This window comes from Aestuariivirga sp., assembly GCF_041738905.1.
Taxonomy (GTDB): Bacteria; Pseudomonadota; Alphaproteobacteria; order Rhizobiales; family Aestuariivirgaceae; genus Aestuariivirga.
In genome coordinates, this window is record NZ_JBGSOZ010000066.1 from 1 (window position 1) to 4,633 (window position 4,633).

The 4,633-nt window shown below is 57.8% G+C and carries 3 protein-coding genes and 1 pseudogene; 2 read left to right on the forward strand and 2 right to left on the reverse strand.

The window, feature by feature from the left end:
- Window positions 1-637: 637 nt before the first annotated feature.
- Window positions 638-2,530, forward strand: coding sequence for a calcium-binding protein (locus ACEW8Q_RS05365; RefSeq protein ID WP_373503027.1), 1,893 nt, complete (start codon window positions 638-640; stop codon window positions 2,528-2,530).
- A gap of 92 nt (window positions 2,531-2,622) precedes the next feature.
- On the opposite strand, the gene ACEW8Q_RS05370 is transcribed toward ACEW8Q_RS05365, so the two are convergent.
- On the reverse strand, window positions 2,623-3,258 hold the full coding sequence (locus tag ACEW8Q_RS05370) for a phage major capsid protein (RefSeq protein ID WP_373503028.1): 636 nt from the start codon (window positions 3,256-3,258) through the stop codon (window positions 2,623-2,625).
- A 59-nt stretch (window positions 3,259-3,317) separates the two neighbouring features.
- Window positions 3,318-3,554 carry a multiprotein-bridging factor 1 family protein gene (locus ACEW8Q_RS05375; protein WP_373503029.1) on the reverse strand — a complete coding sequence of 79 codons (237 nt, stop codon included), beginning with the start codon at window positions 3,552-3,554 and terminating at the stop codon, window positions 3,318-3,320.
- Between the two features lie 100 nt (window positions 3,555-3,654).
- Here ACEW8Q_RS05375 and ACEW8Q_RS05380 point away from each other — a divergent pair.
- Window positions 3,655-4,154, forward strand: a pseudogene (locus ACEW8Q_RS05380) (IS5/IS1182 family transposase); the annotation flags it as partial.
- Between the last annotated feature and the right edge of the window lie 479 nt (window positions 4,155-4,633).

Sequence of the window (4,633 nt, forward strand, 5' to 3'; positions counted from 1 at the left end):
CCAATCCTCAAGGCCGCACTTCAAAACCATCGGACCGAGCAGCCAGCCTCCCATGCAGTTGACCGCTTGGCCGATGCTGCATAAGGTTCAACCAGCGACGCCAGCCTTGGCATTTTCAACAGAGTACGGGACATCCCCGTCGAAAGTCCGGCTGACCGTCTCTACCCGGCTGCGCACGGAGGGCATCAGGCCGAGTTCGGCGGCGAGGCGATGCATGAGTTCCATCTGCTTGAGTGCAAAATCAGGACCGCTTCCATCTACCAAAGTTGGGACAGTTGCCCCCGGTCACCGACGAACATCGTGAGTCAGCTGCGGCACCCCCTGATCATTTGCGGACGGAGGGGCATTTTGGAGCACATGATAGAGGATCAACCGCAAGAAATGGTCGCCAGCAATGGATAATGCGACTGTTTGTCTTGCTCGGCAGACCCATATGAGCGCGCCCTCTATCTACAGCGTGCTGAACTACAAGGTTCTGCGACGAACACGTTACTGGGCACATGCCCGGAAAGCAGTTCGTTATGTATCTTCATGTTGCGTTGACAGATTTCGAGTTGTGGGGATCGCGTCCGCGCGCTAGTGTTGAACTCTTTGGCTTCCGTGCTTGCTATTCCTTCCTCAATCAGGAGCAACAGCCATGCCAGTCTGGGTTCTCACCGAAGGTGCCGACAATTTTCCGGCAAGCGGTCCACCACCGCCGGATGACTGGAAAAACACCGGTTCGGACCAGATCTTCGGGCTCGGCGGTGATGACTTGATCTTTGCAGGTTTGCTCGCCGATACGGTGAACGCCGGTGATGGCAATGACGAGGTCTCTGGAGGCGACGACCTCGACATTCTGCTTGGCGGAAACGGCAACGACAAGTTGAACGGCGACGATGGTGATGATTCCCTGACTGGTGAAGCGGGGGTCGATCTCCTGCATGGGAACGCCGGCGACGACAGCATCTCGGGCGGCCTGGGCGGCGACAAGATCTTTGGCGATGACGGCAACGACATCATCAACGGTGATGATGGCGACGACACCATCAACGGCGGCAGCGGCAGCGACACCATCTACACCGGTGCAGGCAGCGACATCGCGCGCGCCGGCAGCGGCAACGACACGTTCGGCTCAGTCGTCGACACGGCTCTGGCGGGCGACACGGATTTGTTGTTTGGCGATGGCGGCAACGATCTCCTTCTCGCATATGGCAGGCCAGTGGACGGCTGGACTGCGACGTTCGATGGTGGCACCGGCACTGATACGGTGCGCGCGGGCGGCGACATCAGGCACTACAGTTTCGCTGATGTTGAAGTGCTGCAAGCGACCAATCTGATTGTCGCGACTGCAGAGCAATTCAACCAGTTCAGCCTGTTCACTGACATCAATGGCTTCAGCGATGTTACAAGCTTCAATATTTCCACTGCAGGGGTAGTGGATTTCTCAGGCCGCATAGATGACAGTATCACCAGCCTCGCTGTGACGGGTTCGATCGACGGCAACACCATCATCGGCGGCGCGGGTGACGACCTTCTGCGGGGGTTCGTGTTCCCCATCGGCGAAGTTCCCGGCCCCGCCAGCGTGCACCTCGAAGGCCGGGGCGGGAATGACTACTTGCAGGGTAGCAATGGTGACGACTATCTCGATGGTGGCACCGGCGAAGATGTGATGTACGGCGCTGGCGGCCACAACGTCTACATTGTCGACAACGCATTCGATATCGTTTCCGCTGGCGGTGACGGCATCGACGAAGTGCGCACGTCGCTCAATTCCTACGACAGTAGCGCGCTTTTCGGTGGCAACCTCATCGACAAGATTGTTTTCACCGGCACCGGCGATTTCACTGGTGTTCTGCGCGCCTCAGGTGGCACGATCATTGGCGGCGACGGCAACGATACCCTCACAGGCGCGTCCGGCGGGGTTTTCGACGGCAACCAGACCTTCATTGGCGGAGGCGGCAATGATATCATCACTGGCGCCAATGACCTGCCCGACACGGCGAGCTATTCCACCGCAACGGCAAGGGTTGTCGTGAGCCTGCTCATCGCTGGTGCGCAAAACACCGGGTCATCCACGGGCAGTGACACGCTTTCTGGAATCGAGAATCTCACAGGTTCAACTTTCGCTGACAAGCTCAGGGGCGACGGCGCTTCCAATCAGTTGGACGGTGGCCGAGGCAATGACGTCATCATTGGCGGCATCGGTCCGGATGTGCTGAGGGGTGGGAATGGCAGCGACGTATTCGACTACAACGACATCACGGAGTCGACCGTTACAGCCGTCGGAAGGGACACCATCGTGGATTTCAACGAGAGGGCTACCGACCAGATCAACCTTTCTACTATTGACGCCAACAGCGTCCTTGCCGGCAACAATGCCTTCATCTTCGTTGGCGCAGCCGCCTTTACCGGCCTTGGCCAGATCAGAGCATTCGCCGCCGGCTCCAACACGATTGTGGATATCAACACGACCGGTAGCAACGCCGCCGACATGCGCATTGTACTTACCGGCTCCCATGTGCTCGACGTGACGGACTTCGTGTTGTGAGGATGGCGCTTACGGCTGTGTCTACTTCAAATCGAATCTGACTCGCCAACGGTTGAATACTGGGCGATGTTTCGGAGCAATGGTCGATGTTCTCAGGCTGACCTGATGGTCTCCGAATTCGCTAGGCCACAACCGACGCGACGAAAGGCGTAGAACAAGAAATTCGGTTTGCTGGTGAAAGGATCGCGCAGCATCCGGATGCCAGCCTTCTCGACGATCTTGTAAGCCATTTCCCAGTTGCCGAATGCGATCGGGAAGGTGTCGGCACCCAGGTCCGGCATGTTCTCGTCCAGCCACACAGGATGGCCCAGCAACATTGCCGGATCGCCCGCACTGATGCCTTCCTGCCAGACATAAGAATCCGTGGTCGCGCCGAACTTGAACTTGCGGACCACGCCTGCTGAGGTCAAGTTCAACACCCAGCCCACCTTGCCGCACTGCTTGTAGGGCGCGCGAAGCGCACAGATCATCTCGGTCAGCTTGTCGGACTGAAGGGCAACGGTCGCACCGAAGTTGGAGGCATTGCCGTTCTTGACGTACTGTATCTGTCCGACGCGCGCATTGCATCGGACGTTGTGACAGCGGTGTAGATCAGGAAGGCTCATAAACCGCATGTCAGTTGAAGTCAGCCGGATCGTCGCGGCTCTGAACCCAGATCCTCTGATCGACTCGAATAGGATATCGCGCGGCTTATTACTCTTTCGCCAGTAACGGGCTGGATGCGCCACCGGAATTGCTCAGTAGGATCGGAACCATTTGGCCGATTTCCACTTTCTAATATGCTTAGTTATTTCGCGGTGTCCAGAGATGGGATCCACTCTATCCCGAGTTTGCTCCCGCTTCGGAACACTATTCCTTTTGACTCTAGCGCGCGCTGCAAGGCAGAAATGTTGTTGGCAATCGGGGTCCGCAGCCCACTCTCGAAATCCCGCACAGTTGAAATTGATACGTGCGCAGCTCTCGCCAAGTCACTTTGCGACCAATCAAGCAAGGCTCTTGCGGCGCGACATTGTCCCTGTGTCATATTCAATTCAGTAGCGTCACTGCGTGATTTTGTCAACGATTTTGGTTTACATACGATGCGTTGGTGCAAATCAATCGCAGCACTCGCATACCACTAACTTAAGGCCCACGGGCCCTACGAGTTCGGCGTGAAGGTCTCGATTGCCATCACGCTGCACCGCTCGAGGGGGGGGCAGTTTGCCCTTCATGCCCATGCACTCCCTGGCAGTTCTTTTGACGGCCTCACTCTCGCGACCTTCATCCCCGACAGGGAGAGCACCATCGGCAACGGCCTCGAGCGCATTCTCGCCGATGCCGGATATCGCGGCCGCAATGCGCCGCACGCTCTTACACGTTCAAGGCCTCTGCCTCAGGCCAGAAGCGGCGCGTGACGCCGGCCATCAAGCGCGAGATGAAACGCCGTGGTGCCGCCGAACCCGTGATCGGCCACATCAAGTACGATCATCGTGTGGACCGGAACTATCTTGCCGGAACCCAAGGCGACGCGATCAATCCCATCCTCGCTGCTGCCGGATACAACTTCAGCCTCCTGCTCAAGTGGCTGAGACTTCTCGTGCGCGTCTTCATCACCCTGCTGTTCGGCGCGCTCAGACCTCAAGCGGCCAATCGCGACCCGGGCCTCGGGCACGTTGGTACAGGCGTGGACATAGACCTCTTTGTATTTGATCGTCCGCCCCAAGAACCGCTCCACCATGACGTTGTCCCGCCGCGAGCCCATGCAATCCATGTTGACCTGCCCACCCGCATCGGAGACCACTTTCGTGAACTCGCAGCCCATGGACTTGCGACTATCTCTTGAACACGGTGTTGAAAAATATCGGGCCTGCCGATGCGGGCGATGGCCTCATTCACTGCCACGCTGCAGAATGCGGCCTCCACTGTGAGCGACACCCGCCACGACAACACTCGGCGCGTGAACCAGTCGATCACCGCGGTCAGCAGTATCCCTTCGCTAGCGGCCGCCTGGCATTGATTTCGATGTTGGAGATAGTTGTCTGAAGAGTGGCGCGATGATCGTGTCCACTATCTGATGATGGACACCATTTGTGATGTCGGTTGGCAATGACGGTGATTTTGCGC